The organism is Vibrio crassostreae (assembly GCF_024347415.1).
GTDB classification, from domain to species: Bacteria; Pseudomonadota; Gammaproteobacteria; order Enterobacterales; family Vibrionaceae; genus Vibrio; species Vibrio crassostreae.
This window is the reverse complement of sequence record NZ_AP025477.1, coordinates 148,132-174,690: the sequence shown is the minus strand read 5'-3', so window position 1 is coordinate 174,690 and position 26,559 is coordinate 148,132. Positions and strand designations below refer to the sequence as shown.

Sequence of the window (26,559 nt, the reverse complement as noted above, 5' to 3'; positions counted from 1 at the left end):
GACAAATTTATAGAAGCTAAATGACAGTTATATTGCAGATATAATAAGCATTAAAGATCATTATTTGTTCAGCATTGAAACTTAATTCAACGTTGAAAGCCCTCAATGACTTGCCCAAAGATCACTGAGAGCCCAAATGTAAACTTCTAATTTAAACGCTAGATTAATCTATGATTTAACCTTGTCGGCTTTGCCCGCCGCACCAGCCAGCTTTGCCAATTGCTTATCCAGCCACAATGGCGTTTTACCAGAATCTTCCGCGTTCTCTTTTCTTCGTACCGCGTCACGCACCATCATCGCACCTACCCAACGAAATGGCTCTGGCGGGAAATGCCCAAGCGGTCCGTTGGTTAATCCGCAACAGGTCCAAGCGTTATCAGCTCCAAGTACCATAGATGAGAGAATCTTTCCGCCCATACGAGTTTGAGCAACACCATTACCTGAGTAACCGAGCCCATAATAGATGTTGTTTTGGCGTTTTAGATTACCGAAAAATGGCAATCCGGTGACCGAACGGTCTGAGCCGCCAGACCAATTGTAATCGAATTCACTTTGTTGCAATTTAGGGAACAGTTTTTGAAAGGATTGATTGAGAATCGGCAGGTAGTTGGTCGTTTGGTTGAACATGCTTTCAACTTGATTGGCAAACGAGAACTTATTACCACCTTTGCCCAACATGAGTCGTCCGTCCTGGGTATCTCGGTAGTAGTGGACAAAGATACGCGAATCCACCACCGCCGCCCCTTTCTCTGGGCCAAATTGCTTGAGCTTTTCAGGAATAGGCTTGGTCACTACCATATCTGAAGAAACAACCACTATACTGCGTTTGAACTCTTTAAAGTGATCGAGCATCCATGCATTGAGTGCCAAAATCACTTTGTCGGCAAAAACAGAGCCACCTTTGGTTTGGATTCGAGCCGGGGCTCCATAATCAAGTGATGTCATCTCTGTGTTTTCGTGAATTTCGACACCCAGTTCGAGAGCGACTCGGCGTAAGCCTCTCGCCAATAACGCTGGCTGCACACTGCCCGCGGCTTCTGAGTAATAACCTTCAATATGACGCTCCGATCCCGCTTTCTCAGCCAAAGAGTTATCACACTTCTTCCAACTATTTATGCCTTGCTTGACCAACTCATTCACAACAGGTTCCATTCCCCCCTTTTGCGCTTCATTGGTCGCCGTGTAGTAAGTACCGCTTCGATAAAGATGCGCGTCAATCTTGTGTTCGTTACAGAAGGCTTCGATCTCGTATATAACCTTTTCCGATTCCTTAACCAGCCATTTGGCTTGCTCTTTTCCATAGAGCTTTTTCAAGGTTGGATATTTGGTTGACCAAGTCAGCATACACCCGCCGTTCGCACCAGAAGCACCGCTGCCACACAAGCCTTTTTCAATCACGACAACATGTTTTTCGGGCTGTTGTTGTTTGATTAAAATCGCCGTCCATAAACCAGTGTAACCACCGCCGACAATGGCGATATCACAGTTAACGTCTTTTTGAAGCGGTGTAGCGGATTTTAGCCCCGCATTTATGCTACCAAATTCCTGTTCCAATGCTTGCTTGAACCAATATGAGTAGTGCTTTGTCATTTGTTGTACCTTACTTAAAACCTAAAGGCGTAAAACTAAAAAAGGAAGACCGAAGCCTTCCTTTGCTGATTTCTTACTTCTAGTGGGCTGCGTATTTAATGGAGCAAATGCCTAATGAACCAAGTAGCCAATAAACTAACTAGCTCAGCAGGTTAAGATTTTGGCTCTGATTTAGCGTCAAACTTCTCAGACCATGTTTTCAGAACATCTGCACGTTCGCTGCCCATACGAGCGAAGTCCATTTTTGCCATGTTCTTCTCTACGTTCGGGAAGTTTTCTGCTTTACCTGTGACATCTTGGTGGCCAACAACTGGATACATTTCGATGTAAAGTTCATTCGCTGCTTTAGAGATAGACCAATCGATAACACGTTGTGCTGCATCTGAAGGCTTAACAAGACCTACCGCTTCAGATTCCCAACCGATACCTTCCGGTGTAATCACAGAAAGTGGCGCGCCTTGAGTCTTCAGCTTCGCGCCGCGGCTCGCCATAGAAATACCGATAGCCACTTCACCCATGCCCGCTTGAACACATGGCTTAGAACCAGAGTGCGTGTAATGAGCAATGTTTTGATCTAGCTTCTGCATGTAGTTCCAACCTTGGTCTTCACCCATGTTTTGTAACCAAGCCGAAACCTGCATGTAGCCCGTACCAGAAGACGCTGGGTTTGGCATTGCAATGTGGCCTTTGTAGATAGGCTTCGTTAGGTCATCCCAAGATTTAGGTGCAGGTAGGTTCAATTGCTTAGCAACTACTTCGTTGAAACAAACCGCATTGAAGAAGGCGTCATTGCCATACCAAGCTTGAGTAGATTGCGGATCGTTGAGGTTTGAACGCAGCGCTTCTACACCTTGAGGAGTGTAAGGCTTAAGAATGCCCTCTTCTTTAAGTAGAGCCATTGAAGAACCAGCAAGGCCCCAAACGACTTCTGCACGAGGGTTGTTTTTCTCAGCCAATAATTTTGCCGTCATGATCCCAGTTGAATCACGAACCCATTTGATGTTGATGTCTGGGTTTTCACTTTCAAATGCGTTTTTGTATTTCGCTAAAATGTCAGTTTCAAAAGCGGTGTAAACCGTCACTTCCTGTGCTGCATAAGCATTACCAGCGAGTAGAGTGACTAACGCTGCAAGTGATCCTTTCATAAAACGGTTTTTCATCATTTTCTCCAATCAGGCCGATGCCAAGGTTAGAAGTTAGAAGCCCCATCAAGATGCTTCTATATCCATAAATTCAGTTAGGTTGTTAACACACACCTTCATATTGGTATGTACCAGATTTCAAGTATTAGGCTAATTGGCTTTTATGACGATTAAATGAACAAAAAATGGCAATTTAAAGATCGGAAAATTTCTCAACACAAGTGACAAATTTGAATATGAAGCTTTTGTGAAAATAACGTTTGGGCTATTTACGACCGTTTAAATTGGTTGTTAAAGTAATCGCAACAATTGGTATAGTCCAAAATAGAAATCACGAGAATTGAACATGAGAAACGAATACTTATTACTGACACCAGGTCCTCTATCTACTTCTGAAACCGTTCGCCAAGCGATGCTAAAAGACTGGTGTACTTGGGATGATGAATACAACAAAGACGTTGTTGAAGTGATTCGTAGCAAGCTAGTGGCTTTGGCGACTAAGCAAACGGGTTACACGAGCGTACTAATGCAAGGTAGCGGCACCGCTTCAGTTGAAGCAACAATCGGTAGCGTTATCTCTAAAAGTGGTAAGCTTCTTGTTGTTGACAACGGTGCGTATGGGGCTCGGATTGCTCAAATCTCAGAATACTTAAACATTCCATGCCATGTCGTTTCCCCAGGTGAAACATCACAGCCTGACTTGAACGAAATGGAAACGGCATTGGCCATGGATTCAGACATTACTCATGTTGCAATTGTGCATTGTGAAACCACCACTGGTATGTTGAATCCGATTAAAGACATCGCCAAATTGGCGAAGCAGCACAACAAAACCGTCATTCTTGATGCGATGTCGAGCTTTGGTGGTATCCCTATGGATATTGCTGACTTAGGTATCGATTACATGATCAGCTCAGCCAACAAATGCATTCAAGGTGTACCGGGCTTCGGCTTTGTTATTGCTAAGCAGTCAGAGTTAGAGAAGTGCAAAGGCCAAGCTCGCTCATTAAGCCTTGACCTGTTTGACCAATGGCACTGCATGGAAAGCAACCATGGTAAATGGCGTTTCACCTCTCCGACTCATACAGTGCGCGCTTTCTACCAAGCTCTACTTGAATTGGAACAAGAAGGCGGCATTGAAGCTCGTTATAACCGCTACCAAACCAACCAAACCACATTGGTTGCAGGTATGCGCTCTCTTGGCTTTGAACCGCTGCTTAATGATGACCTTCATTCACCAATCATTACCTCTTTCTATTCTCCAGCTCATAGCGATTACCAATTCAAGGAATTCTATGACCGTTTGAAAGAACAAGGGTTTGTGATTTACCCGGGCAAGGTTTCAAATGCAGACTGCTTCCGAATCGGTAACATCGGTGAAGTGTACCCATCAGACATTGAAGCTCTCATTGGCGCAGTTAAGAATGCTATGTACTGGGATATCAAGTAATGACGATAACTAACCAAGAGCCAGTGGTGAACGCGGCGCACTTTCGAAGTGAAGGTGATGTGAACACCACACCAGCACGCGAAAAATGGAACGAATCACTAAACGATGACGCGACTCAAGCGATGTTAAAACGTGATTCTGACGTATTTCTTCATCAAGCCATGTCAACGCCTTGTCTAGATACACTTGAAGCCGCAGAAGGCATCTACATACAAGATACGTCAGGCAAGAAGTACATGGACTTTCACGGCAATAATGTCCATCAACTAGGTTATGGTCACCCCCACATCATTAATAAAGTGACTCAGCAAATGGCGTCATTGCCATTTTCACCTCGTCGTTTTACCAATGAAACAGCCGTTCAGTGTGCTGAAAAGCTGACACAGATCTGCGGTGGTGATTTGAATCGCGTGTTGTTTGCTCCAGGTGGCACATCAGTGATCGGCATGGCGCTCAAACTGGCTCGACATATCACCAACAACTTTAAAGTAGTGTCACTGTGGGACTCATTCCATGGCGCGTCACTCGATGCAATTTCAGTAGGTGGCGAAGCGTGTTTCCGCGAAGGTATGGGCCCGTTAATGTCTGGCGTAGAACGTATTCCACCAGCGGTTTCCTATCGTGGTGCTTTCCCGCTTAATGACTCTTTCTCGCTTCGCGATAGTTTTCCGTTAAGTGGGAATAGCACAGGCGGTGAAAGTGAGGCTGCATGTGATGTTCACTACGCCGATTACCTTGAGTATGTGATTGAAAAAGAAGGTGGCATTGGTGCCTTCATTGCGGAAGCAGTGCGTAACACAGACGTTCAAGTGCCAAGTAAGGCTTATTGGAAACGCATCCGTGAGATCTGTGACAAACACAACGTCATGTTGATCATCGATGACATCCCAAATGGCATGGGTCGTAGCGGCGAATGGTTTACTCACCAAGCGTTTGATATCGAACCTGACATCCTTTGTATCGGTAAAGGTTTTGGCGGCGGTTTAGTACCAATCGCAGCCATGATCACTAAAGACAAATACAACACGGCAGCGCAAGTATCTCTTGGTCACTACACCCACGAGAAAAGCCCAATTGGCTGCGCGGCAGCACTCGCGACCATGGAAGTGATTGAGCAAGAAAACCTACTTGAAAAAGTACAAGCAGACAGCGCATTCGTACGTGAACAGCTACTTCAAATGAAAGAGAAGCACCCAGTCATTGGTGACATTCGCGGCATCGGCCTGCTCTGGGGGGTGGAATTGGTCACTGACCACATCACCAAAACCCGAGCTTTCGATGAAGCAGAAGCGGTGCTTTACCAGTGTCTGAACGATGGTCTGAGCTTTAAGGTGTCACAAGGTAACGTGATCCAGTTGAGTCCACCATTGATCATCAGCCGCAGCGAACTAGAAGTCGCTCTGTCTGTATTCGAAAAAGCGATAGCAAAAGTCTGCAAAGACTTTGAATACCTTTAAACCATCATCTAACCAATAACTTAAAACAATCATTCATCTCCCAGAACAACTTTAGCTGGGAGAGAACAGAAATAGGACACGACTATGAACACAACATCACCTATCCAAGCGGTTATCTTTGACTGGGCTGGCACTATCGTTGATTTTGGATCATTTGCTCCAACCAGTATTTTCGTTGAAGCATTCAGACAAGGTTTCAACTTTGATATCGACTTAGCAGAAGCGCGTGAACCTATGGGGATCGGCAAATGGGACCACATCCAAGCAGTTGGTCGAATTCCTGCTGTTGACGCTCGTTGGAAGGCTCAGTTCGGACGCTCGATGACAAGTGAAGACGTTGATGCGATCTACGCGGCATTCATGCCTCTTCAGAAAGCAAAAGTAGCAGACCACGCAGCACCAATTTTAAACGCAATTGAAGTTGTAAATAACCTAAAAGAAAAGAATGTAAAAATTGGCTCTTGTTCTGGTTACCCACGTGAAGTGATGGATGTGCTAATCCCTGCTGCGGCAGATTACGGTTACCGACCAGACAACGTAGTTGCAACGGATGACTTACCTCAAGGTGGCCGCCCAGCTCCATTTATGGCTCTTAAAAACGTGATAGATCTAGGTGTAACAAACGTCGCTGCATGTGTGAAAGTAGATGACGCTGCGCCGGGTATCGATGAAGGCCACAACGCAGGCATGTGGACAGTAGGCCTTGTACTATCAGGCAACGAAGCTGGCTTCACCTACCAAGAATACTTAGACGCAGATGAAGCAACACTCGCCGATGCACGTGAAAAAGCCAGCGTGAAGCTAAACAAATCAAACCCACACTACCTGATCGATACTATTGCAGATCTGCCAGGTATCATTGCTGATATCGAGAAGCGCTTACTAGCAGGTGAGCGTCCATAACTCCTGCCACTTCTGCAAATCAGGGTCTGTAGCCCAATAATCCGCACACATGCAAAATGAAACCTCGTATCACGTAAAAATGATGCGAGGTTTCTTCGTTTCCAACATTTGAGACAACAATTTTTCGACAAAAAAGCTATAAATAGGCACCTTGAAAAATATAAATCCCAACAATCACATTGACTCTCATAAGCAATCAGACTAACAATGTGTTAACAGTTCCTGAAAAGGCCCTGACTGAATTAAAGCCTTGATTTACTTACCGTTGCAGTGTCCCACACGGTAAGTTTTCGATTTAATGGCCAGTTCAGATAACAATAAAAATTAATCCAAGGATAAGATTATGAAAAAACTTTCAAAAATCATGTGTGCTGTGATTGCAGCTTCAGGTTTCGCTGCTGCTCCATCCATTGCCGCAACGACATACGTAGGCGCAAAAGTTGGCATGGGTTGGCTAGATAGCGCTTGTGTAAGCGGTGAAAAGTGTGAAGATGATTCTGTTGCGGGTGGTATTTACGGTGGTTACAACTTTACCGATAACATTGCTCTCGAATTAAACGCAGACTATTTAGGTGACTATGACACCAGCTTTTATAATAACAGAACAATTCAGCGTTACAGTGACTCTATTATCGCAATATCGTTAAGCCCAATGTACCGATTGGCGATCAAACAAGAGTTTGATGTTTTCTTCAAAGCTGGTCCTGCTTATATCATGCATGACGATGAAGACGATGTTGTACTAGCTCTAGGTATCGGCGCTGAGAAACAGTTTTCAGACGATTGGGCGCTGAGAGTTGAATACCAATACTTCGATGATTTTGATGATAAGATCATTCAAAACCTTAACTCTAACCTTGTGACTGTTGGCCTTAGCTACAACTTCGGTACAGGTAACACAACCGCATCAGCAGCGGCTGCAGCTTCTGAGGCGGCAGTGACTCAAGCACCTTCTGAGCCAATCACCGAGCCAGAAACTGTGGTTATTGAAGAAGAAGCAGCGGTAGTTGTTACTAAAGCGCAAACCGAGAGCTTCTCTCAAGGTACATTTGCGACTAACAGCACAGAGCTTTCAGAAGAAGGTAAAACAGCTGTACAGCCAATTGTTGAAGTCTTACAAGCGCACCCTCAATCGACCGTTAACATTGTTGGCCACACTGACTCAACTGGTGCGGCAGAATACAACATGATGATTTCTAAGAAACGTGCTGCCGCTGTAGCTGCATACATCGAAGAGCAAGGAATTGAAGCTGAGCGTATTACGGCTTCTGGTGAAGGGGAAGAAAACCCAATCGCATCAAACGCTACCGCTGAAGGCCGTGCGCAAAACCGTCGTGTTGACGCAACGATCCCAAGCTTTGAATACCAAGAAGAAGCTCAAATTGAAGAAGTTATTGTAGAAACGACTGAATAATAGCACTCTACTCTAGCTAGAATAATTAAGGGCGGAACACTTTAAAGTGCTCCGCCCTTTTCTTTATCTAGCTATGCCCGTAAGTCGTAAAAATTAGCCTACCGCCAAGCAGTACAATCAGAGACTAGATAATTTCCCAGCTGTGCGTCATTTCAACGCCAGCACCCAGCATTAAGCACACTGAGCAGTACTTTTCTAAAGAGTCAGCACACACTTTAGCGACCAACTCAGGATCTAGGTTGTCACCAGACACTTCAAAATGAATGTTAATCACGGTAAAGATTTTTGGTGCGGTTTCACGACGTGTGGTTTCAAGTTTTGCATTGCAGCCTGTGATATTTTGGCCAGCAGATTTCAAACCATCAACCACATCAACAGAGCTACAACCACCGGCAGCCATTAACACCATTTCCATCGGGCTTGGCGCAGTAGCACCGCCACTTCCATCCATCACGACAGAGTGACCTGATTGAGATTGACCTAGGAATTTAAAGCCTTCGACCCATTTAACTTCTGCTTGCATGTGGTTCCTTAGATGTACGATAACCGCCATCAGTATCTATTATTGGATATCAATACTGACACCCTACTACTGGCGGCATTTATGAGCAAGATGTTCTCGGCGACATATTTTTTGTGAACGATGCAATTTTTTTCATCTAAAACCTGTCTCTATTCGTACATTCAAAATTGAATAAGAAAAACGTCAAGATGAGGTATCTATGAATAAACTATCTAAAATATTGGTATCACTCGTAGTCGTACTGCCACTGATTTCGCTGTTTGTAAGCCAGACTGGCACTGCCAATACAATGGATAAAACGGCTGATTCAGGTAAAAATGAAATCGCGACACTGGCTGGTGGTTGTTTTTGGTGTACAGAGTCCGACCTAGAAAAACTGACAGGCGTGACCGACGTTATCTCTGGGTATTCTGGTGGTGAATTAGAAAACCCCACTTATAAACAAGTATCTTCAGGTAAGTCTGGTCACATCGAAGTCATCAACGTGACTTACAATCCAGATCTTGTCAGCTACGAACAGGTTCTTGACCAATTCTTTAGACACATAGATCCAACCGATAACAAAGGCTCATTTGTAGACCGAGGCCCTCAATATCGACCTGCTATTTTCTATCATAATCAAGAGCAAAAAGACGTCGCTCAGAACTTTATGATGGAAATCGACAAAGCTAAGATCTTTGGTGCTCCACTAAAAACAGAACTGATTAAGTTTGAAAAGTTCTGGCCTGCCGAAGGTTACCACCAAGATTATTACAAAAAGAGCAAGGTTCGTTATAACTATTACCGTTACGCTTCCGGTCGTGATCAATATTTAGATAAAATCTTCGGTGATGATAGAAAGGAAAACCCACAAACTATCCGCCAGATCATCGACAGCAAAAATGCGACAGCAAACGCTAAGACCTACGTTAAACCGTCTGATGCTGAGATTAAGGCGAAACTAACCTCACTGCAGTACGATGTAACACAAGACGATGCAACAGAGCGCCCGTTTGACAACAAATACTGGGATAACAAGCAAGAAGGTATTTACGTTGATATCGTCACCGGTGAGCCTTTGTTCTCGTCAAAAGACAAATACAAATCAGGTACAGGCTGGCCGAGCTTCACGCAACCAATCAGTGAGGCTTATGTCGTAACCACTACCGACTACAAGTTGCTTTACCCAAGAACCGAGGTCCGCAGTAAATTTGGTGATTCTCATCTAGGTCATGTATTTAAAGATGGCCCTAAACCTACAGGTTTACGTTACTGCATGAACTCAGCCGCAATGCGCTTTATCCCTGCGGATAAATTAGTGGAAGAAGGCTACGAAGAATACGTTGAGATGTTTGAGGGCTAAGCATTCAGCAATTAACGGTCAGCCTACGACAACAAAGCCAGCATATCGCTGGCTTTGTTTTTATTGACAGAGCTTTATTAGCCTGTTCATCTTATTAACCCGTTAACACCGTGTCTTCTGGGTATTTCAACAAGGAAGGCTCTGGGCGAGCTAGCATATAAGCCAAGGTCAGGGGGCCGATACGTCCAATCACCATAACCACAATCATGATGTATTTACCGGGCTCAGTCAGGTTTGCAGTTAAGCCAGCCGTTAAACCAACCGTTGCAAAGGCAGAAATCACCTCAAACATGACTCGATCAAACGCTGCCTTTTCAGTAAGCATTAACAAAAACATCGCGGTGGTTAATAACGCCCCACTTACCACAATAATGGCCAACGACTTTGTTACCGCTTGCCAAGTCACAGTGCGCTTAAACATCACCACGTGCTTTTTCTGACGTAGGAAGGTCCATGTTGCGACAAAAGCGACTGCAAAGGTCGAAACCTTAATACCACCACCTGTTGAGGTAGAGCCAGCACCAATCAACATCAGTACAATCATTACCAACAATGCAGGCTGAGTGTACTGAGACAAATCCACACTATTAAAGCCAGCAGTACGAGCACTAGCCGACTGGAAAAATGCGGCTAGCCACTGCCCTTGAGTCGATAATCCTTCCATGGTTGCTGAGTTATTTCTTTCCAACAGCCAGAACAATATCGTACCCACTAACAATAGAGTCGGAGTGGCGGTTAGCATAATCTTGGTGTGTAAATGAAGATGTCGAAAACCTTTACGCCAGTTACTCGATAGGTCTCCGACGACTGTGAAGCCTAAGCCACCGAAAATAAACAAACCAGCTAACGTGAAGATCACCAATGGATCATCAACAAAACTCATCATACTGTCTGAAAACAGTGCAAAACCTGCGTTGTTGAATGCTGATATCGCATGAAAAAGTGCATAAAAGCTACCCGTTGACCATCCCATCTCAGGCACCCAGCGGAAACAGAGCAATACAAAACCGATAAATTCAGCCACTAATGCAAAGATTATGATCTTCTTAACTAATTTGCGAAGGTTAATCTTACGATCTTGGCCAAGCGCTTCTTTCGCGAGTGCTTGTTGTTTAAGGCTCAACCTAACACCGAACATGTAGAGCAGTACCGCAGATAGGGTCATCTGCCCTAACCCGCCCACTTGCATCAAGAACATCAGCAAGATTTTTCCAGCCAAAGTGAAGTGCTCACCCGTATCGACTACACCCAAACCTGTCACACTGATCGCGGAAGTCGCGGTAAACAACGCATCTGTAAAGCTAAGTCCTGTAACAGAAAAAACAGGCATCGTCAGAAGTATGGCCGAAGGGATAAGAACACCTAAGAAACTAGTCAGAATAATCTTAGGTTCAGAGCCTTTACGTGGCTTTTCATCTCTCTTAAGCGTGTAGAAAGTACCTTTTCGTTTTAACGAATTCATACTATTACCTTATGACCCATTGCCGGTTACCAATTACGTAATTTTCTAGACAAGGTCTCTTTCGGCCCTGCAATGATCACTACATCACCGATTTCTAAACTCACATCCAGTTCCGGTGCTTTGGTTAAGTTTGGGCCACGCTTGAAGCCAAGAACTTCAACGCCAGTTTCTTTGCACAGCTTGAGTTCGCGAAGCTGCTTACCCAACAACTTAGCACCGATAACAATTTCGGTCATCGCTAAACCACTGCCTAGGTCGATAAACTCAAGAACGCGTCTATCCAACATCTTGCGCGCAACACGAATACCCATATCGCGCTCTGGCATGATGATATGGTCAGCACCAATCTTAGAGAGGATCTTACCGTGGAACTTATCGTTCGCCTTCACCCAGACGGCTTTTGCGCCTGACTCTTTCACCACCAAAGTGGTTAGAATGCTCGAGTTAACATCAGAGCCAATCGACACCATCACCATGTCATAATCGTCTAGCCTTAACTCTTTTACCGTTTCTTCGCTCGTACAGTTAGCAACAATCGCTTGTGAAACAAAAGCCGCGGCTTCTTTCACTCGCTCTTCATCAATATCGACGGCTAACACCTGTGAACCTGAACTTTGAAGTTCTTGGCAAACAGATAAACCAAAACGCCCTAAACCGATAACTGCATATTGTTTGTCGCTCATTTGAAATCCTGTTGAGAAATTTTAATTACACGGGATAGCCAAACCTATATTAGTTTCTATCTCAAAAAAAGTTAGTTTTTCAATAATAAGGTTATACTAGTGTCATAATCGCTTGATTTATAAAGGTAGAGAACAACTCCAGTTTCTGCTAATTTCCAATTCATAATTTCTGCGGCAGCACACACAATGAATGAATTCTTAACCCAAGTACAAACCTACATTAACCAGAGCCATAGTGATTGGGCGAACAGTGTCCTATTCATCACTATTGCGAGTTTTCTTGCTTGGGTAGCTTGGCGAATTGTCCACAATCGCTTAGAAATTCTGGTTCAGAAAACCCCTTTCCACTGGGATGATCTGCTACTAGAAGCACTGAAAACCCCAGTCAGTACGTTACTTTGGTGTTGGCCAGCCACGGTCTCTATCGGGCTGATCCTCCAAGACCAGTTTGGTAACGAAATCAACTGGTTAAAAACGTTAAAACACATTTTGATCATATGTACCTTCGTTTGGTTTACCTTACGAATGATCACCAACACTGAAGCATACGTCTTAGAGCAAAAAAACAGGGATGAGACAACTGTACAGGCGATTGCAAAAGTAGCTCGCCTGTTCTTTATGGTCATGGGCGGCCTGACAGTCATGCAAGCGTTTGGACTCAGCCTGTCTGGCCTTCTGACCTTTGGTGGTGTGGGTGGTTTGATTGTCGGTTTGGCAGCAAAAGATCTACTCTCGAACTTCTTTGGTGGCATGATGATCTACTTCGACCGACCTTTTAAAGTCGGTGATTGGATTCGCTCTCCCGATCGTCAAATCGAAGGTACTGTCGAACGTATTGGTTGGCGCATGACCATCATCCGCACCTTCGATAAACGCCCTTTGTACGTGCCAAACTCGGTTTTCAGTAACATTGTGGTAGAGAACCCATCAAGAATGCTGAACCGCCGAATCAATGAAACCTTTGGGCTTCGTTACCAAGACGCGAGCAAGTTGGCTGCTATTGTGGATGACGTAAAAGCCATGCTTGAAACGCACCCTGATATCGATGCCAAACAGACGTTGATGGTTAACTTTGACAAGTTTGGGCCATCAACACTTAATTTCTTTATCTACACCTTCACTAAGACCGTCAACTGGGTGAGATACCATGAAGTTAAGCAGGATGTGCTACTGCAGGTGCTAGCAATTATTCACAAACATAATGCGGATATCGCCTTCCCAACGCAAACACTTAAAATCGACCCGCAAGGTTTTAGCGAAACTCAAGACATTGTCATTCCCAATCCAGAAGGTCATCGATAAGTAAATTTCTTATCGATAAATAATAACGGTGAAGCGTGGTAACATAGCGCCAGTATTTTAAGGCACCCAATTACCACGATATGATTTTACCTGTCATTCTAGCTGGCGGCTCTGGTAGCCGCCTCTGGCCACTATCTCGCGAGCTTTACCCTAAGCAGTTCCTCAACATCGCAGGTGAGCAATCTATGCTTCAGCAAACCCTTTTGCGTTTGCAAGGCCTTGAAGCGCACTTAAGTGATACCGAGTGTGCCGCTCCCTTCATCATCTGTAATGAAGAACACCGCTTTATCGCTGCAGAGCAAGCTCGATCGGCTAATATCCAACACAGTGGTATTCTGTTAGAGCCTGTAGGTCGAAACACAGCGCCCGCCATCGCACTTGCAGCCTTACAGGCCTTAAGTCACTCGAACAGCAACCAACAGAACAAGTCAGATCCAATATTATTGGTACTGGCAGCCGATCATCACATCGCCAAAACGACCGAATTTCAGCAAACGGTAGCGAGGGGTGTCGAATACGCGAAACAAGGCAAACTGGTCACATTTGGTATTACTCCCAACGCTCCAGAAACTGGCTATGGTTATATCAAACAAGGAAAGCCACTCTCCCACCATGCTTTTGCCATTGAATGTTTCGTTGAAAAACCTGACCTAGCCACCGCAGAGCAATACATTAGTTCAGGACAGCACCTCTGGAACAGCGGCATGTTCATGTTTAGAGCATCACGCTACCTTGAAGAACTTGCTGAACATCGTCCAGAGATCTTAGCGGCCTGTAAACTCGCTCTCGCGACACAAAACACCGACCTCGACTTTATCCGTATTGACGCCGAAGCATTCAAAAGCAGTCCGAGTGACTCTATCGACTATGCCGTGATGGAAAAAACGTCACACGCTGCAGTAATTCCTATGGATGTTGGTTGGAATGATATTGGTTCATGGTCTGCCATCTGGGATGTCAGTGATAAGGACGAGCACAACAACGTGATTGAAGGCGATGTGTTAACTGTCGATTCTCAGCACAACTATATTCATTCCGAAAATAAATTGGTTGCGACTGTGGGTGTCGAAAACCTGATTATTGTCGAAACCAAAGACGCTATATTGGTTGCGAATAAAGACAAAGTTCAAGGCATAAAATCGATTGTTAGTCAGCTGAACCAAGCTGGTCGCACAGAACATGTTCATCACCGTGAGGTGTTTAGACCTTGGGGTAAATACGATGTAATCGACCTAGGTAAACGCGACAAAGTAAAACGTATCACCGTAAAACCCGGTCATAAGTTATCGCTACAAATGCATCACCATAGAGCGGAACACTGGGTTGTCGTAGCGGGCATCGCGAAGGTGACTAATGATGAGAAAACTTACCTAGTCGAAGAAGACCAATCCACCTACATTCCATTAGGACATGTTCATAGCTTAGAAAACCCAGGCGAACTGCCACTCGAAATGATCGAGGTACAAACCGGCAGCCATTTGAGCGAAGGCGACATCATTCGATATCAAGACAGTTATGGGCGAGACGTGAAATGCGAACAACCTGACTCATCTCAAATCATCAAATCGAACTAAAGCAGCGACAAATCGATGAAATCACCATTAGACTTGAGCTGCTTTAAGAATAACGATATCCGCGGCATCATTGGTCAACAAATCAATGAACATTTCGCCTTTCTGTTTGGAAAAGCATTTGGCGAACACGTACTTTGTGCTTCAACTGAAACGTCACTCTACGACTCAGCTCAGGTAGTGATTGGCCGTGATAACCGCGAAACGTCCCTTTCATTACAAAAAGCTATCACCAAAGGCTTAAACGAGTCTGGCATAGGCGTGATCGATCTCGGTATGACAGGCACTGAAGAGATTTACTTTGCGACTCGCCACCTACAAGCAATAGGCGGAATTCAAATTACAGCAAGCCACAATCCAATCAATTACAACGGAATGAAATTAGTCGGTGCAGATGCGAGGCCAATTAGTAAAAACAGTGGTTTAGATATAATCAAACAGCGTATTGAAGTTCTGGGTCAAGAGCTGAAAAACGGTATAACTATCAGTAGAGTGCTACCTTCTGATTCTTGCAGAAAGGCCAATATTCTTGCTCCGTACGTCGAGTACCTACTCTCGTATATAACCCCATCAAAGCTGTCACCGATGAAGATTGTGGTTAATGCTGGGAACGGTGTTGCAGGGCATGTCATTGACGCGTTAGAGGAGAGGTTTAACGAACTGAATGTTCCTATCTCTTTCATCAAGGTTCATCACACTCCTGATGGGAAATTCCCTAATGGTATTCCAAACCCCTTAATCAAAGAAAACCAGATTGCGACACGAAATGCTGTGCTAGCTCATTCCGCCGACCTTGGTATCGCATGGGATGGAGATTTTGATCGTTGTTTTTTCTTCGATGAAAAAGGCAATTACATTGAGGGTTACTACATCGTCGGCCTGCTAACCGAAGCCTTCTTGCTGAAAGACTCCAATGCGACTGTACTACACGACATGCGCATGACATGGAATACAATAGAGGTTGCAGAAAGACTAGGTGGAAACGCTGTTGGCGTAAAAGCTGGGCATGCTTTGATCAAAGAGAAAATGCGAAAGCTCAACGCAGTGTACGGTGGTGAAATGAGCGCACACCATTATTTCCGTGATTTTGGATATTGTGATTCAGGCATGATTCCTTGGCTACTGGTTATCGAACTAATTTCGAAGACTCAACAATCTCTTCACCAATTGACGTGTACCAGTATGCTTAAATTCCCCTCTTCCGGAGAGATAAATCGCAGAGTTTCAGATCCCAACCGAGTTATAGCTTCTGTTTTAGAACACTATAAAAAGGGCGCCGTTGCGGTAGACTTCATCGATGGTATCAGTGTGAATATGGGAACATGGCGCTTCAATCTGAGAAAATCGAATACAGAACCACTGATACGCCTCAATGTTGAAACCCAAAAAGATAAAGCTTTGTTGTCACATAAAGTCGAAGAGCTACTGTCTTTTCTCATTTAAGAGTACAAAGTGCTTCCAATTTGCTCCTAAGAGCAACAAAAAAGCCCTTACTAGCGATTGCTAATAAGGGCTTTGAATTTTCAGTAGCTTAGTTGCTGGCTGTAATTAATCTATTTGTTGCGACGAGCTTCAACAGCATCTGCCAGTTGACGAAGTACTGTCTCAGTGTCTTCCCAACCAATACATGCATCAGTAACAGATTGACCGTAAGTTGCAGCTTTGCCATCAACCAAGTCTTGACGACCTTCAACAAGGTGAGATTCGATCATCACACCAAAGATAGCTTTATCACCACCAGAGATCTGTGTGCTTACGTCATCAGATACGTTCATTTGACGTTTGAACTGCTTAGAGCTGTTTGCGTGGCTGAAATCGATCATCACTTTTTGTGGAAGACCTGAAGCTGCTAGCTCTTCTTTAATCTTACCAACGTGTTCTGCACTGTAGTTTGGCTCTTTACCACCGCGTAGGATTATATGACAATCAGGGTTACCTGCTGTCTCAACGATAGCTGAGTGGCCGTATTTAGTTACAGACAAGAAGTGGTGAGAAGCGCTAGCAGAACGGATTGCGTCCGTTGCGATCTTAATGTTGCCATCTGTGCCATTCTTAAAGCCAACAGGGCAAGATAGACCAGAAGCCAATTCACGGTGAACTTGAGATTCAGTAGTACGCGCGCCGATTGCACCCCAGCTGATTAGGTCAGCAACGTATTGAGGTGTGATCATATCTAAGAATTCACTTGCTGTCGGCATGCCCATGTCAGTTAGGTCAAGCAGTAGCTTGCGTCCTAGACGAAGGCCATCATTTAGTTTGAACGTATCGTTCATGTACGGGTCGTTGATTAGACCTTTCCAACCTACCGTTGTGCGTGGCTTTTCAAAGTAAACGCGCATTACGATTTCAAGCTTGTCACCGAGTTCGTCGCGTAACACTTTCAAACGCTTGCCGTACTCAAGAGCAGCTTCAGTATCATGAATAGAACATGGACCTACAATAACGAGTAAGCGATCATCGGTTTCTTCTAAAATATTATGAATCGCTTTACGGCTTTCAAAGGTTGTAGAAGAAGCAACTTCTGTCGCTGGAAACTTTTCTAAAACAGCAACAGGTGGTAATAACTCTTTTACTTTGTTAATTCTTACATCATCAGTCTGGAACATTGCTTACTTCTTCCTTTTTTCTATCCTTGAGCTGAATGTACGTTGTCTCACGTCACTTTCTTTCAGCACTAATCTTCTTGTTCCTTGTAACTTAACTAGGAAAAACCACAGTTTCAATCACTAATTGAAAATAAACGCAATTTTTTTTGTGTTTTATATTTAAAACACCCTGTATACCATTATTTACACACTATCGGTTGCGTAATTTATAGGAAAGCAAGAGCAGCTATTCTTCAAGCTCCACCATGCATATGAAATTGTGTAGAACTTAAAAACAAAAAAGCTCACGAGATCAGCGTGAGCTTTTACTTAATTACATTCTTTTCAATGGCTTGACGACACTATCAAGTCCTTCAATTTTCAGAGCAAGGCACAGCTTTAATAGGTCACCCAGTTCACCAGACGGAAAGCCCTTTTTATCGAACCACAGTAAATATTCTTCAGGTAAATCGATCAATGTACGACCAGCGTATTTGCCAAAAGGCATCTGCATTTTGGCAAGTTTGATGAGGTTCTCTTTTTCTAGCATTACAGGCTCTTTCTATGCGTCATCGGTTCTCTGTAGAGTATCACCTAAACGTTCAACCCAATAGTTGATCGCATCTTTGGCATCGTCTAGAGAATCGATCATGGTCGAAAAGTCTTTGTTCCCGGCTTCGCGATCGATTGCAGCGAACAATGGCGTCCCCTCTTGAGCATCACTCACTAATAACTCAACACTGGCGCTCCCAACGTTGGTGTGTTCGCCTGTTGCCACCTTAGAAATGGTGGACATCGCCAGACCAAATGGCAGAACGCTACTCGTCACGGCTAAGATAGGGTTTGGAGTTTCAACGTTGCTCAACGCGATACTCAGGCGCAACGTCTTACCCGTGGGTGCATCGACAATTGTTTTATGAGGCGATATTTTCTCTTCCAAGCGTGAAACCATATGATCAGTAAGCTCTTGAACCTCTTCTTGATCGAGCGAACCTTCTTCTACAAGCACAAAGATCTGATCAATGACCACAGAATCATAGTCGTCTAACTTAGATTTCAAACGTTGTGCGTCACGCAGGCCGATTCTAGCCCAAACTAAGTCAACACCACCGTCAGGACCTGGCTGAAAATCTTCATAGCTGGTGAACTTGGTTGCTGTTTTAATTGGACCGCCTGCACAACCAAACAAAAAAATGCTGGTTGCAACAAGCAAGAGAAGTTTTAAAGGTTTCATAGCGCACTTACATTAAATAGAATAATCCAGATAAGTATGCCATACCCTATGTGAAAAGATTGTAGAAAAAAGGGTTAAAACTCAGAGCTAGCTCTAAAATTAGTCATGCTGCACGGTGTGAGCATACTCTACAATCACCTGATTTCCTTCGATATAAGCGTTTTGAATCTCGCCATCAACACTCATTCTACTTTTCAAATACACCACTTTAGGTCCAGATTCATTGCCTTCTTTAAGTGAAGGGAACACATTTCTAGGTTCTAAATGAAGTAAACGGCAAAAGTGGCTAATGAAAGACATGGTCAATGGCGTCTCCCCTCGCAGTACATTTGAGAAATCAAGCTGGTTCATTCCTAGCTTTTTTGAAAACTCCATCTGCGTAATTCGCATTCGCGATTTTTGTGACATCCACGTTTGATACAACGCATCTCTGTCTTGTTCTGTGAATTCCATACCGACTCCTTTATATAATTCATACCAATCAATTGTCCGTTTTTTCATACATGACATGTCAGAGTTCGGTTAGTGGAAACCAAAGGTTTGGTTTTGATATGAGCACTATTGTTCTATAGAACGAAACACAAAGACTCAAAACATTCACAAAAACGATTAGAGCAAATACTTTCTTTATTTATATCAATAATTTATACGTTAACTAACAAAACATATAGCAAGTTAATTTGTATTAAGAATTAAAAGTTCGAGATTAGCATTCCACATTTCAATCTATTGATTCGCATTTATAAAACTGGTTGGCTACATTCCGTTTGCTTAAACGCACTTCTGGCAAACTATTTGAAAGAATAGGACGCAAAGCCACCGGTCTGTCGACAAATATTCTGTCTATGATAGCGGGGCCGCCACTTAATAGGATTTAAGTGCACATGCATGCCGGAGTGTTCTCTTTTTTGTCGGCCAAACACAGTAAGGACAAATAATGAAACAACTCCCAAAAAAATCACTCATCGCGCTGTCGCTACTTAGCGTAAGCGGTGCAAGCTTCGGTCACGGTTATGTTTCGGCATACGATAATGGCGTTGCTGAGAGCCGTGTTGCCCTATGTAAGTTCCCTGCGAGTGACACACAACAGAAAAACACCGACTGTGGTGGTATCCAATACGAACCACAAAGTGTGGAAGGCCCTGAAGGTTTCCCTGAAGTCGGCCCTGCTGATGGGAAAATCGCCAGTGCGCAATCTTCTTTAGCAGCAGCACTAGACGAGCAAAAGGCAGACCGCTGGGTTAAACGCCCTATCAAGTCAGGTTCTCAATATTTTGAGTGGACGTTTACAGCCAACCACAAAACCCGCGATTGGAAATACTACATTACGCAACCTGACTGGAATCCAAACCAACCTTTGGCACGCAGCTCTTTTGATTTAACACCATTCTGTGTTGTTGAAGGCAATATGGAACAACCACCGATGCAAGTAAGCCACTTGTGTAATGTTCCAGAACGCGAAGGTTATCAAGTGATCCTTGCAGTATGGGACGTGGGTGACACTGCTGCAGCTTTCTACAATGTTATCGATGTGAAATTTGATGGCGACGGCCCTATTATTCCGGATTGGGATCAAGGCGGTCAGATCAACCCAACTCAAGATCTGAACGTTGGTGACGCTGTCTACACTCGTGTATTCGACCAATCTGGTGAGAACGCTTCCTATAGCACAGAGCTAGTGATTGAAAGCAACGAGCAAGGCAAAGCAAACAACTGGTCTTACGCTCTTGCCTCTAAGATCAACCAAGAGCAGGCGCAAATCAAAGCAGGTCAATTAAACGGCCAAGGCGATTTCGCTCCTGTATACGGTTCGAACCCTATTTACTTAAAGGCAGGTTCAGGCTTTAACAGCGTCGAGATCGGTTACAAGATTGATACTCCAGAACCAGACCATGAGCTAGAAGTGACTGGCTTAGAGTCTGAGTACATTATCGATGAAAACCAGCCAACACAGCTTGACCTTACTCTAGCGGCAACAGGCGATATTCAAGCTGAATTGACTGTGTACAATCATCATCGTGAAGCGCTTGCCTCTCAAAAATCTGAATTAGCAGACGGACAAGTGGAAGATGTTCAACTGACTTTGTCTAAATCAGAAGCTGGCCACCACATGCTTGTGGTTGTGACGAAAGATGACCAAGGTAACTTAGTGGATCAGAACACGCTTGATTTCCATCTGATGGATGAGCAAACACCTCCACCAGCAGGCGACTACGACTTCGTGTTCCCAGAAAGCATTGAGTCTTACACTGCCGGTACTAAAGTACTAAGTAGCGATGGTGGCGTTTATCAGTGTAAAGAGTTCCCATACTCTGGCTACTGTGTTCAATGGGCTCCAACAGCAACTCAGTACGAACCAGGTGTAGGTTCACACTGGCAAGATGCTTGGAACAAAGTGGACTAATTGCTAACGAGTGACATACTTTCGAGTAAATAAGCTTTAGCAATTAGCTAAATAAACAAAAACGGATGCTTAAGGCATCCGTTTTCTTGTTCAATAACACAAGTACGTCAGTTATCAGAGTAGATAATGGTCGGCCAAAAGGGCTACAAACAAGATCATGAGATGATAAATAGAGAACTTGAAGGTCTTCATTGCCATATTAGGCTCGTCACGATATTTAAGTACCCAAGCGTGATAAACAAACCCGCCGTTGAGCACCAATGAAGCGCTCAAGTATACCCAGCTACTCATACCAACCAACACGGGCAATACGCATACAATGCTAAGCAACAAGGTATACAGCAGAATTGACGTCTTGGTATAGGCTATCCCGTGAGTCACAGGCAGCATCGGAATATCTACCTTGGCGTACTCGTCACGACGATGAATCGCAAGTGCCCAAAAGTGAGGAGGCGTCCAGATAAAGATGATCATTACCAGCAACCATGCACTTGAATGCAGCTCATTAGTAACTGCCGTCCAACCCAACAGCGGAGGCATTGCGCCTGCAATCCCTGCAATCACAATATTTTGTGGCGTCGCTCGCTTCAGATACATGGTGTAAATCACTGCGTAACCCAACAAACTTGCAAAGGTTAACCATGCCGTAAGTGGGTTAACCAACACGACTAAAGTCACAAAACCAAGCAAGCCAATGCCCGCAGCAAAACTAAACACTCGTACACTACTGAGCTCACCCGATGGTAAAGGACGTCGATTAGTTCGAGACATCTGTCCATCGATCTTTTTGTCGATCAAATGATTAAATGCGGCCGCTGAACCCGCCATTAGCCCTATCCCAATCATCCCGAACAGAGCTTGCTGCACAGGTAGTCCATTGGGCACCGCTAAGCACATCCCGACTAGTGCGGTCAGCAACATTAACGCCACCACTTTAGGCTTGGTCAGTGTTAAATAGACCTTCCAAACAGCTTTGTTTTTTCCAACCATTTCATTGTTTGAAGCTTCGTCTTGAACCACCACTTGATGCTGTGTTGACGTTCTACTGACCATGATTACCTCCTTGTAATGCACTATTTTTCACCAAGCTCTCACTTGGTTTGCGTTGCCACACGACAAAATTGGTTACAACCATGCTGAGAAGCAACATCGCTGCGACTAGGTTATGCAAAACCGCGACTGAGATTGGCAGGTGAAACCATACATTGCTGATCCCAAGACTGATTTGAGTAAACAACACTATCGTGACAATCACGCTCAGCTGTTGGTGAGGCGCTTGGCCAGACCTCCATAGCTGATACACAACCATCAGCACCGTTAATGTCGCCACAATAGCCCCCAATCGATGCATGACATGTATGGTAAGCCTTGCGGGATATTCCAACACACCAAACTCATAGTTATCATGGCCGTGTTGAGCAAAGTCGAAAGCGTTCTTAAAGTCTAGATAGCTTGTCCAGTTCCCCTCACAAATGGGTAGCTGTGTACACACCAATGCGGCGTAATTTGATGATGTCCATCCACCAAGCAGTATCTGCCCGACCACAATGACTAATCCAAAGAGCGCCCAAACTTTAAGTGTTGGAGAACAAGAAGCCTCACCAAAACAGCTTTGGAATTGAGACAAACGACAGTAGAGCAGGCACAGCAGTGACAGCAGCGTGAAGCCCCCCATCAAATGCGCCATCACCACAACAGGCATCAATTTGAGAGTCACAGTCCACATACCCAACAAGGCCTGAAAAATGACAGTGGCGGAAATAAGCAAAGGAAGCCCAATCGAAGTAACATTCTTTTTAATACACCAAGCGACTACAACAAAGATAAGCAGCCCTAATGTCCCTGCAAAGTAGCGATGTATCATCTCTATCCAAGCTTTATCTGCTTCGAGAGCTCGCTCTGGAAATTGCAGGTTGGCTTGATTCACCGCTTGGGCATCTGAGGGCACGGTGATCTTTCCGTAACAACCCGGCCAATCAGGACAGCCAAGGCCAGCATCCGACAAACGTGTATAAGCTCCGAGAACAATCACGGTAAGGGTCAATAAGATAGTTAATCTCATCATGTGGATGAGTAATTCAGGGACTTTATTCTGCATCGTCTATCTCCCTATACTTATTCCCTTTTCGTTAACAACACTCAGCATTAACGCCATCTGCTAAAACTTATCAAGTTAAGCTTATTAACTACCCAACTCGTGACAGCTTGAGTAGCTTTCTTAAATCATGAATCATGCCTTTGGATTGCCCCACTAACTGCGACGGGTCAGAAACGCTTTTATACTCCATAACTAGCTGCCCTAGTGGGTCAATAATGACAATGGAAGCCGGCGCAAACTCGGGACTTAACTGATCGCCACCAGTTAACAAAGACAAACCGGGCTTATCGAGCGAACCCGATAACGAGTTACCTTCTGAAACAAAAACAACGGCGGTCACACGCTCTTTGTTTTTCCCTAACGCCAAGTAGCTTTGATTCAAATAATGGAGTTGTTGTTCGCACAAGCTTTCGCACTCCACCGGCGCGATATAACCCACTAACCACCCCTCTCCAGCCATGGGTACCGTTACACCGAAATCCGCTAGTGTGGTTCTTGGTTCTACCAATTCCCCCGAGTTAGTGACACCTGAGGTGTACCAATTCTGGTCCAACACGGTTTTAGCGATAATGGCAGGTAAGGCGAAGATCAGAATCAGTCCGATTAATACAAGACGACCACGAGATCGACGCTGTTTAAACGCAGCGAGATTGGCATCGGCACTTTCCTTGTTCATTTGTACTTGAGATTTATTCATCTTTCTTCCTTGTGGCAGACACTGCCTTTAAAGTCACTATTTCAATTTCAAGTGCCTACTTCTGATTCATATGGCTATTTTTCTTCAAATATCGGAACCCAATCAACAACATCAAAAACAAAAGTACCGCAGCCATTACAAACCATTGAAACGAGTAACCAAAGTGCTTCTCAGACTTCATCGCCGTAGGTCGCCATAACATTTCATAAGGCCATGAATTTAAACTCTGAGGTTGAAAGATAAACGGCAACACCTCTTGGCCTGTGTATTGTGATAACGCCTCTATGTTGATGTTTTGAATTCTTTTCGGTGCCGTATTTTCCAAACCCAACTCCTGACTTAACGGATTCATTGACCGAGTGTACAACCGCCCAGACATCTTGGTTGGTAGTGTGACGTTTCCTATTTGTGGTAACTCCCTTCTGTCATTACTTGCTGCAACGAACCCAAGATCGATCAACAGTTGTTTGCTTCCATATTGTGTTGGAGCCTCGCCCAACATGTAAATTACATACCCTACCGTTCCTTGGTTTATCTGGTTGTCTAACAAAACGACCAAACCACTTGGCGTTTCCAGTTCGACATCAACCTTTAAACCATTGAAAGACGGCTGTTCAGATGAATCTTGCGCTTGTGTACGCGAGTCCTTCCATTCAGAGATAACAATGTCTAAAGATTGCGGCGATTGCTTCGCTCTCTCTATTAATTGTTGCTCATAACGTAATTTCTCGTTACCTCGCTCTAGTTGCCATAAACCCAACTTGATTAAAGCGCCGACTGAAACCACAGTTAAAACAACCGCTATCCAAAAACCTTTACTGCGGAACTTGTGTTCATCATCAATCAATCGGTTTGGAGTTATCACTATGGCGTCATCTACCTTTGTGTTGTTATTTAAAATTGTATTGGTCGCTTTGCTATTTTTTATCGCTTTCAATTTGATGAAAGGTCTAATCCAAATCGCCTCAGGCAAACAAAATGGCAAAAGACTGAGTCACTTCTTAGGTCGTCGTGTGGTGCTGTCTGCCATCGTTGTGCTATTGCTGTTACTTGCCCTAGCCTCAGGCACCATTACTCCAAATCCAAGGCCTTATTAAGGCTTTCAAGTTGATCAACGTTTTCAAACATATTTATTCTTCCAAGCAGGGCTTAAAGCAACTCCGTTATTATTAAAGGACATAGACGAACACAAACAACCCTAACCAAACCACATCAACAAAGTGCCAATACCAACTGCCGGCTTGGAAAGCAAAGTGGTCTTTTGGCGTAAAGTGGTCTTTCGCAACCCTTGCCAGTAATACAATCAAAAAGATCGTCCCTAAGCAGACATGCAAACCATGGAAACCAGTCAATAAGAAGAAAGTGTTGCCGTAGATGCCTGATTGAAGGGTCAGCCCCATCTCTTGATAGGCATGGACGTACTCTTCGACTTGGAAAAACAGGAAGAAACCGGCCAGAACAATGGTTATCTCCAACCAGACGATCAAAGCCATACGCTTATTTTGTTCAAGACTGATATGTGCCATATGCAGCGTCACAGAGGAAAGCAGCAGAATTATGGTGTTCTTTAGAGGGATACCTTGCCAAGGCATAGCTTGTGTCGTTACGCCATCAGGTGTCGTGGTCAGTGGCCACATAGACTGGAACATCGGCCACAAGACTTCATGGGTCATTTCATTGTTGCCCGCACCACCAATCCAAGGAACAGAAATCATACGAGCATAGAAAAGCGCACCAAAGAAAGCGCCGAAGAACATGATTTCAGAAAAGATGAACCAGCTCATGCCTTGCCTAAAGGAGCGAGATATCTGCTCGGAATAAACACCACTCAATGATTCCGTAATTACGTTGCTAAACCAACCCGCAAGCATATACAGAAGAACAGCAAATCCGACTAACAACACCGCTTTGCCGAACACGCCACCAGCAGCATCAGTCCCCATGTTTTGCACGGTTAACCCTGCTCCAACAGCAACAAGAAACAGCGCAACGGCACCGACTAATGGCCAGTGGCTTTGATGTGGAACGAAATAAACTTCCTTTTTAGAACTCATCGCTCAACTCCTTTTGTTGATTCTGGTTCCTAGTTACTCGCGATTACATTAGGCTCGGGACTGCTTGATTCCCCGACCACCTCACTCGTGATATTAAACAGCGTATAAGAGAGCGTCAGCGTGTGTATCGAGTCTGGAATGTCTGGCTCTATATAAAATATCAAACCCATATCAGCGCTCTTGAACCCGTCCAGTGGCTGCTGATTAAAGCAAAAGCATTCCATTTTATTGAAGTAAGTTGCCCCCATACCTGGAGACACCGATGGTACGGCTTGGCCAACCAATGAGGCTCCAGATAGGTTTTTGGCAATGTAGTTAGTTTGAACCACCTCACCAGGGTGAACCTCTAGCACACGCACTTCAGGCGAAAACGTCCATGGCATATCAGGCTTAATATGAGACATGAATTCCACTCGGATCGTACGAGAGTAGTCCGGTTGCATCCCCTGAGGTTGAACAGCAGAAACAGTATTAGTTTTACCGTTGATTCCCAACGCCTCACACATCACATCGTAAAGCGGAACCAAAGCGAAACCGAAGCCAAACATCGCCACTACACTCAATACCAAGTAGCCCGTCAGCTTCTTGGTAGATCGCTTAGGTTGTTTTTTATCTATCTCACTTTGCTTATCATTCATTGTGCATCCC

Annotated in this window: 25 protein-coding genes and 1 riboswitch; of the genes, 10 read left to right on the top strand and 15 right to left on the bottom strand. The window is 44.4% G+C overall.

Translation table 11 applies throughout. From position 1 onward, the window contains the following. Positions 1-168: 168 nt before the first annotated feature. Together OC193_RS16550 and OC193_RS16545 are read right to left on the bottom strand one after the other, a co-directional pair. Positions 169-1,590: an FAD-dependent oxidoreductase gene (locus OC193_RS16550; protein ID WP_048659105.1), complete on the bottom strand. Its 1,422-nt coding sequence runs from the start codon at positions 1,588-1,590 to the stop codon at positions 169-171. A gap of 152 nt (positions 1,591-1,742) precedes the next feature. After that, positions 1,743-2,753, bottom strand: coding sequence for a putative 2-aminoethylphosphonate ABC transporter substrate-binding protein (locus OC193_RS16545; protein ID WP_017094998.1), 1,011 nt, complete (start codon positions 2,751-2,753; stop codon positions 1,743-1,745). A gap of 325 nt (positions 2,754-3,078) precedes the next feature. Between OC193_RS16545 and phnW the strand changes: the two genes are divergently transcribed. The 4 genes from phnW (at position 3,079) to OC193_RS16525 (ending at position 7,956) form a co-directional block, all read left to right on the top strand. After that, positions 3,079-4,182, top strand: a complete 1,104-nt coding sequence (gene phnW / locus OC193_RS16540) for a 2-aminoethylphosphonate--pyruvate transaminase (protein ID WP_048663349.1) — start codon at positions 3,079-3,081, stop codon at positions 4,180-4,182. Next, positions 4,182-5,639, top strand: coding sequence for an aspartate aminotransferase family protein (locus OC193_RS16535; protein WP_048663348.1), 1,458 nt, complete (start codon positions 4,182-4,184; stop codon positions 5,637-5,639). The genes phnW and OC193_RS16535 overlap by 1 nt, the downstream gene beginning before the upstream one ends. An 84-nt stretch (positions 5,640-5,723) precedes the next feature. After that, positions 5,724-6,542, top strand: a complete 819-nt coding sequence (gene phnX / locus OC193_RS16530) for a phosphonoacetaldehyde hydrolase (protein WP_048663347.1) — start codon at positions 5,724-5,726, stop codon at positions 6,540-6,542. 343 nt (positions 6,543-6,885) lie between these two features. Next, positions 6,886-7,956 (top strand): OmpA family protein, encoded by a 1,071-nt coding sequence (locus tag OC193_RS16525; protein WP_048663346.1) that lies wholly within the window; start codon positions 6,886-6,888, stop codon positions 7,954-7,956. Between the two features lie 124 nt (positions 7,957-8,080). On the opposite strand, the gene OC193_RS16520 is transcribed toward OC193_RS16525, so the two are convergent. After that, positions 8,081-8,479 carry an OsmC family protein gene (locus tag OC193_RS16520; RefSeq protein WP_048659099.1) on the bottom strand — a complete coding sequence of 133 codons (399 nt, stop codon included), beginning with the start codon at positions 8,477-8,479 and terminating at the stop codon, positions 8,081-8,083. A gap of 199 nt (positions 8,480-8,678) precedes the next feature. Here OC193_RS16520 and msrB point away from each other — a divergent pair, with 199 nt between their 5' ends. Beyond that, positions 8,679-9,821, top strand: a complete 1,143-nt coding sequence (msrB, locus tag OC193_RS16515; protein WP_048663345.1) for a peptide-methionine (R)-S-oxide reductase MsrB — start codon at positions 8,679-8,681, stop codon at positions 9,819-9,821. 94 nt (positions 9,822-9,915) lie between these two features. On the opposite strand, the gene OC193_RS16510 is transcribed toward msrB, so the two are convergent. After that, on the bottom strand, positions 9,916-11,283 hold the full coding sequence (locus tag OC193_RS16510) for a TrkH family potassium uptake protein (protein ID WP_048659097.1): 1,368 nt from the start codon (positions 11,281-11,283) through the stop codon (positions 9,916-9,918). Between the two features lie 26 nt (positions 11,284-11,309). Then, on the bottom strand, positions 11,310-11,966 hold the full coding sequence (locus tag OC193_RS16505) for a potassium channel family protein (protein WP_048659096.1): 657 nt from the start codon (positions 11,964-11,966) through the stop codon (positions 11,310-11,312). Between the two features lie 186 nt (positions 11,967-12,152). Between OC193_RS16505 and OC193_RS16500 the strand changes: the two genes are divergently transcribed. The 3 genes from OC193_RS16500 to OC193_RS16490 all read left to right on the top strand — a co-directional run bounded on the left by OC193_RS16500 (position 12,153) and on the right by OC193_RS16490 (position 16,282). Continuing rightward, complete coding sequence (locus OC193_RS16500) at positions 12,153-13,268, top strand: mechanosensitive ion channel family protein (RefSeq protein WP_048659095.1); 1,116 nt, start codon at positions 12,153-12,155, stop codon at positions 13,266-13,268. Positions 13,269-13,348: 80 nt separating this feature from the next. Further along, complete coding sequence (locus OC193_RS16495) at positions 13,349-14,842, top strand: mannose-1-phosphate guanylyltransferase/mannose-6-phosphate isomerase (protein WP_048663344.1); 1,494 nt, start codon at positions 13,349-13,351, stop codon at positions 14,840-14,842. 15 nt (positions 14,843-14,857) lie between these two features. Beyond that, positions 14,858-16,282 (top strand): phosphohexomutase domain-containing protein, encoded by a 1,425-nt coding sequence (locus OC193_RS16490; RefSeq protein WP_048663343.1) that lies wholly within the window; start codon positions 14,858-14,860, stop codon positions 16,280-16,282. Positions 16,283-16,392: 110 nt separating this feature from the next. On the opposite strand, the gene aroG is transcribed toward OC193_RS16490, so the two are convergent. The 4 genes from aroG to OC193_RS16470 all read right to left on the bottom strand — a co-directional run bounded on the left by aroG (position 16,393) and on the right by OC193_RS16470 (position 19,111). Next, positions 16,393-17,445, bottom strand: coding sequence for a 3-deoxy-7-phosphoheptulonate synthase AroG (gene aroG / locus OC193_RS16485; protein WP_048663341.1), 1,053 nt, complete (start codon positions 17,443-17,445; stop codon positions 16,393-16,395). Positions 17,446-17,758: 313 nt separating this feature from the next. Further along, positions 17,759-17,974 carry a DUF3820 family protein gene (locus OC193_RS16480; RefSeq protein WP_048663340.1) on the bottom strand — a complete coding sequence of 72 codons (216 nt, stop codon included), beginning with the start codon at positions 17,972-17,974 and terminating at the stop codon, positions 17,759-17,761. 12 nt (positions 17,975-17,986) lie between these two features. Next, positions 17,987-18,658, bottom strand: coding sequence for a DUF3313 domain-containing protein (locus tag OC193_RS16475; RefSeq protein ID WP_048663339.1), 672 nt, complete (start codon positions 18,656-18,658; stop codon positions 17,987-17,989). A gap of 99 nt (positions 18,659-18,757) precedes the next feature. Next, positions 18,758-19,111 (bottom strand): hypothetical protein, encoded by a 354-nt coding sequence (locus OC193_RS16470; RefSeq protein WP_048659090.1) that lies wholly within the window; start codon positions 19,109-19,111, stop codon positions 18,758-18,760. Between the two features lie 322 nt (positions 19,112-19,433). Continuing rightward, positions 19,434-19,523: riboswitch (cyclic di-GMP riboswitch) on the top strand. A 72-nt stretch (positions 19,524-19,595) separates the two neighbouring features. Between OC193_RS16470 and gbpA the strand changes: the two genes are divergently transcribed. After that, positions 19,596-21,062 (top strand): N-acetylglucosamine-binding protein GbpA, encoded by a 1,467-nt coding sequence (gene gbpA, locus OC193_RS16465; protein ID WP_048663337.1) that lies wholly within the window; start codon positions 19,596-19,598, stop codon positions 21,060-21,062. A gap of 114 nt (positions 21,063-21,176) precedes the next feature. Here gbpA and cyoE read toward each other — a convergent pair whose 3' ends face one another. The 4 genes from cyoE to OC193_RS16445 all read right to left on the bottom strand — a co-directional run bounded on the left by cyoE (position 21,177) and on the right by OC193_RS16445 (position 24,830). After that, positions 21,177-22,115: a heme o synthase gene (cyoE, locus tag OC193_RS16460; protein ID WP_048663336.1), complete on the bottom strand. Its 939-nt coding sequence runs from the start codon at positions 22,113-22,115 to the stop codon at positions 21,177-21,179. Then, on the bottom strand, positions 22,105-23,160 hold the full coding sequence (locus tag OC193_RS16455; RefSeq protein WP_048663334.1) for a COX15/CtaA family protein: 1,056 nt from the start codon (positions 23,158-23,160) through the stop codon (positions 22,105-22,107). The genes cyoE and OC193_RS16455 overlap by 11 nt, the downstream gene beginning before the upstream one ends. Positions 23,161-23,248: 88 nt before the next feature. Then, complete coding sequence (locus OC193_RS16450) at positions 23,249-23,857, bottom strand: hypothetical protein (protein WP_048663333.1); 609 nt, start codon at positions 23,855-23,857, stop codon at positions 23,249-23,251. A 55-nt stretch (positions 23,858-23,912) separates the two neighbouring features. After that, the gene (locus OC193_RS16445) at positions 23,913-24,830 is read right to left on the bottom strand and encodes an SURF1 family protein (protein WP_080967370.1); all 918 of its coding nucleotides are present in this window, start codon (positions 24,828-24,830) and stop codon (positions 23,913-23,915) included. Between OC193_RS16445 and OC193_RS16440 the strand changes: the two genes are divergently transcribed. Further along, entirely contained in the window at positions 24,724-24,954 is a 231-nt protein-coding gene (locus tag OC193_RS16440) for a DUF2909 family protein (protein WP_048659084.1), read from the top strand. The two genes, OC193_RS16445 and OC193_RS16440, sit on opposite strands and share 107 nt — an antisense overlap. A gap of 72 nt (positions 24,955-25,026) precedes the next feature. Here OC193_RS16440 and OC193_RS16435 read toward each other — a convergent pair whose 3' ends face one another. Next, positions 25,027-25,911 (bottom strand): cytochrome c oxidase subunit 3, encoded by an 885-nt coding sequence (locus OC193_RS16435; RefSeq protein ID WP_048659083.1) that lies wholly within the window; start codon positions 25,909-25,911, stop codon positions 25,027-25,029. Between the two features lie 29 nt (positions 25,912-25,940). Next, the gene (locus OC193_RS16430) at positions 25,941-26,549 is read right to left on the bottom strand and encodes a cytochrome c oxidase assembly protein (protein WP_048659082.1); all 609 of its coding nucleotides are present in this window, start codon (positions 26,547-26,549) and stop codon (positions 25,941-25,943) included. Positions 26,550-26,559 lie beyond the last annotated feature (10 nt).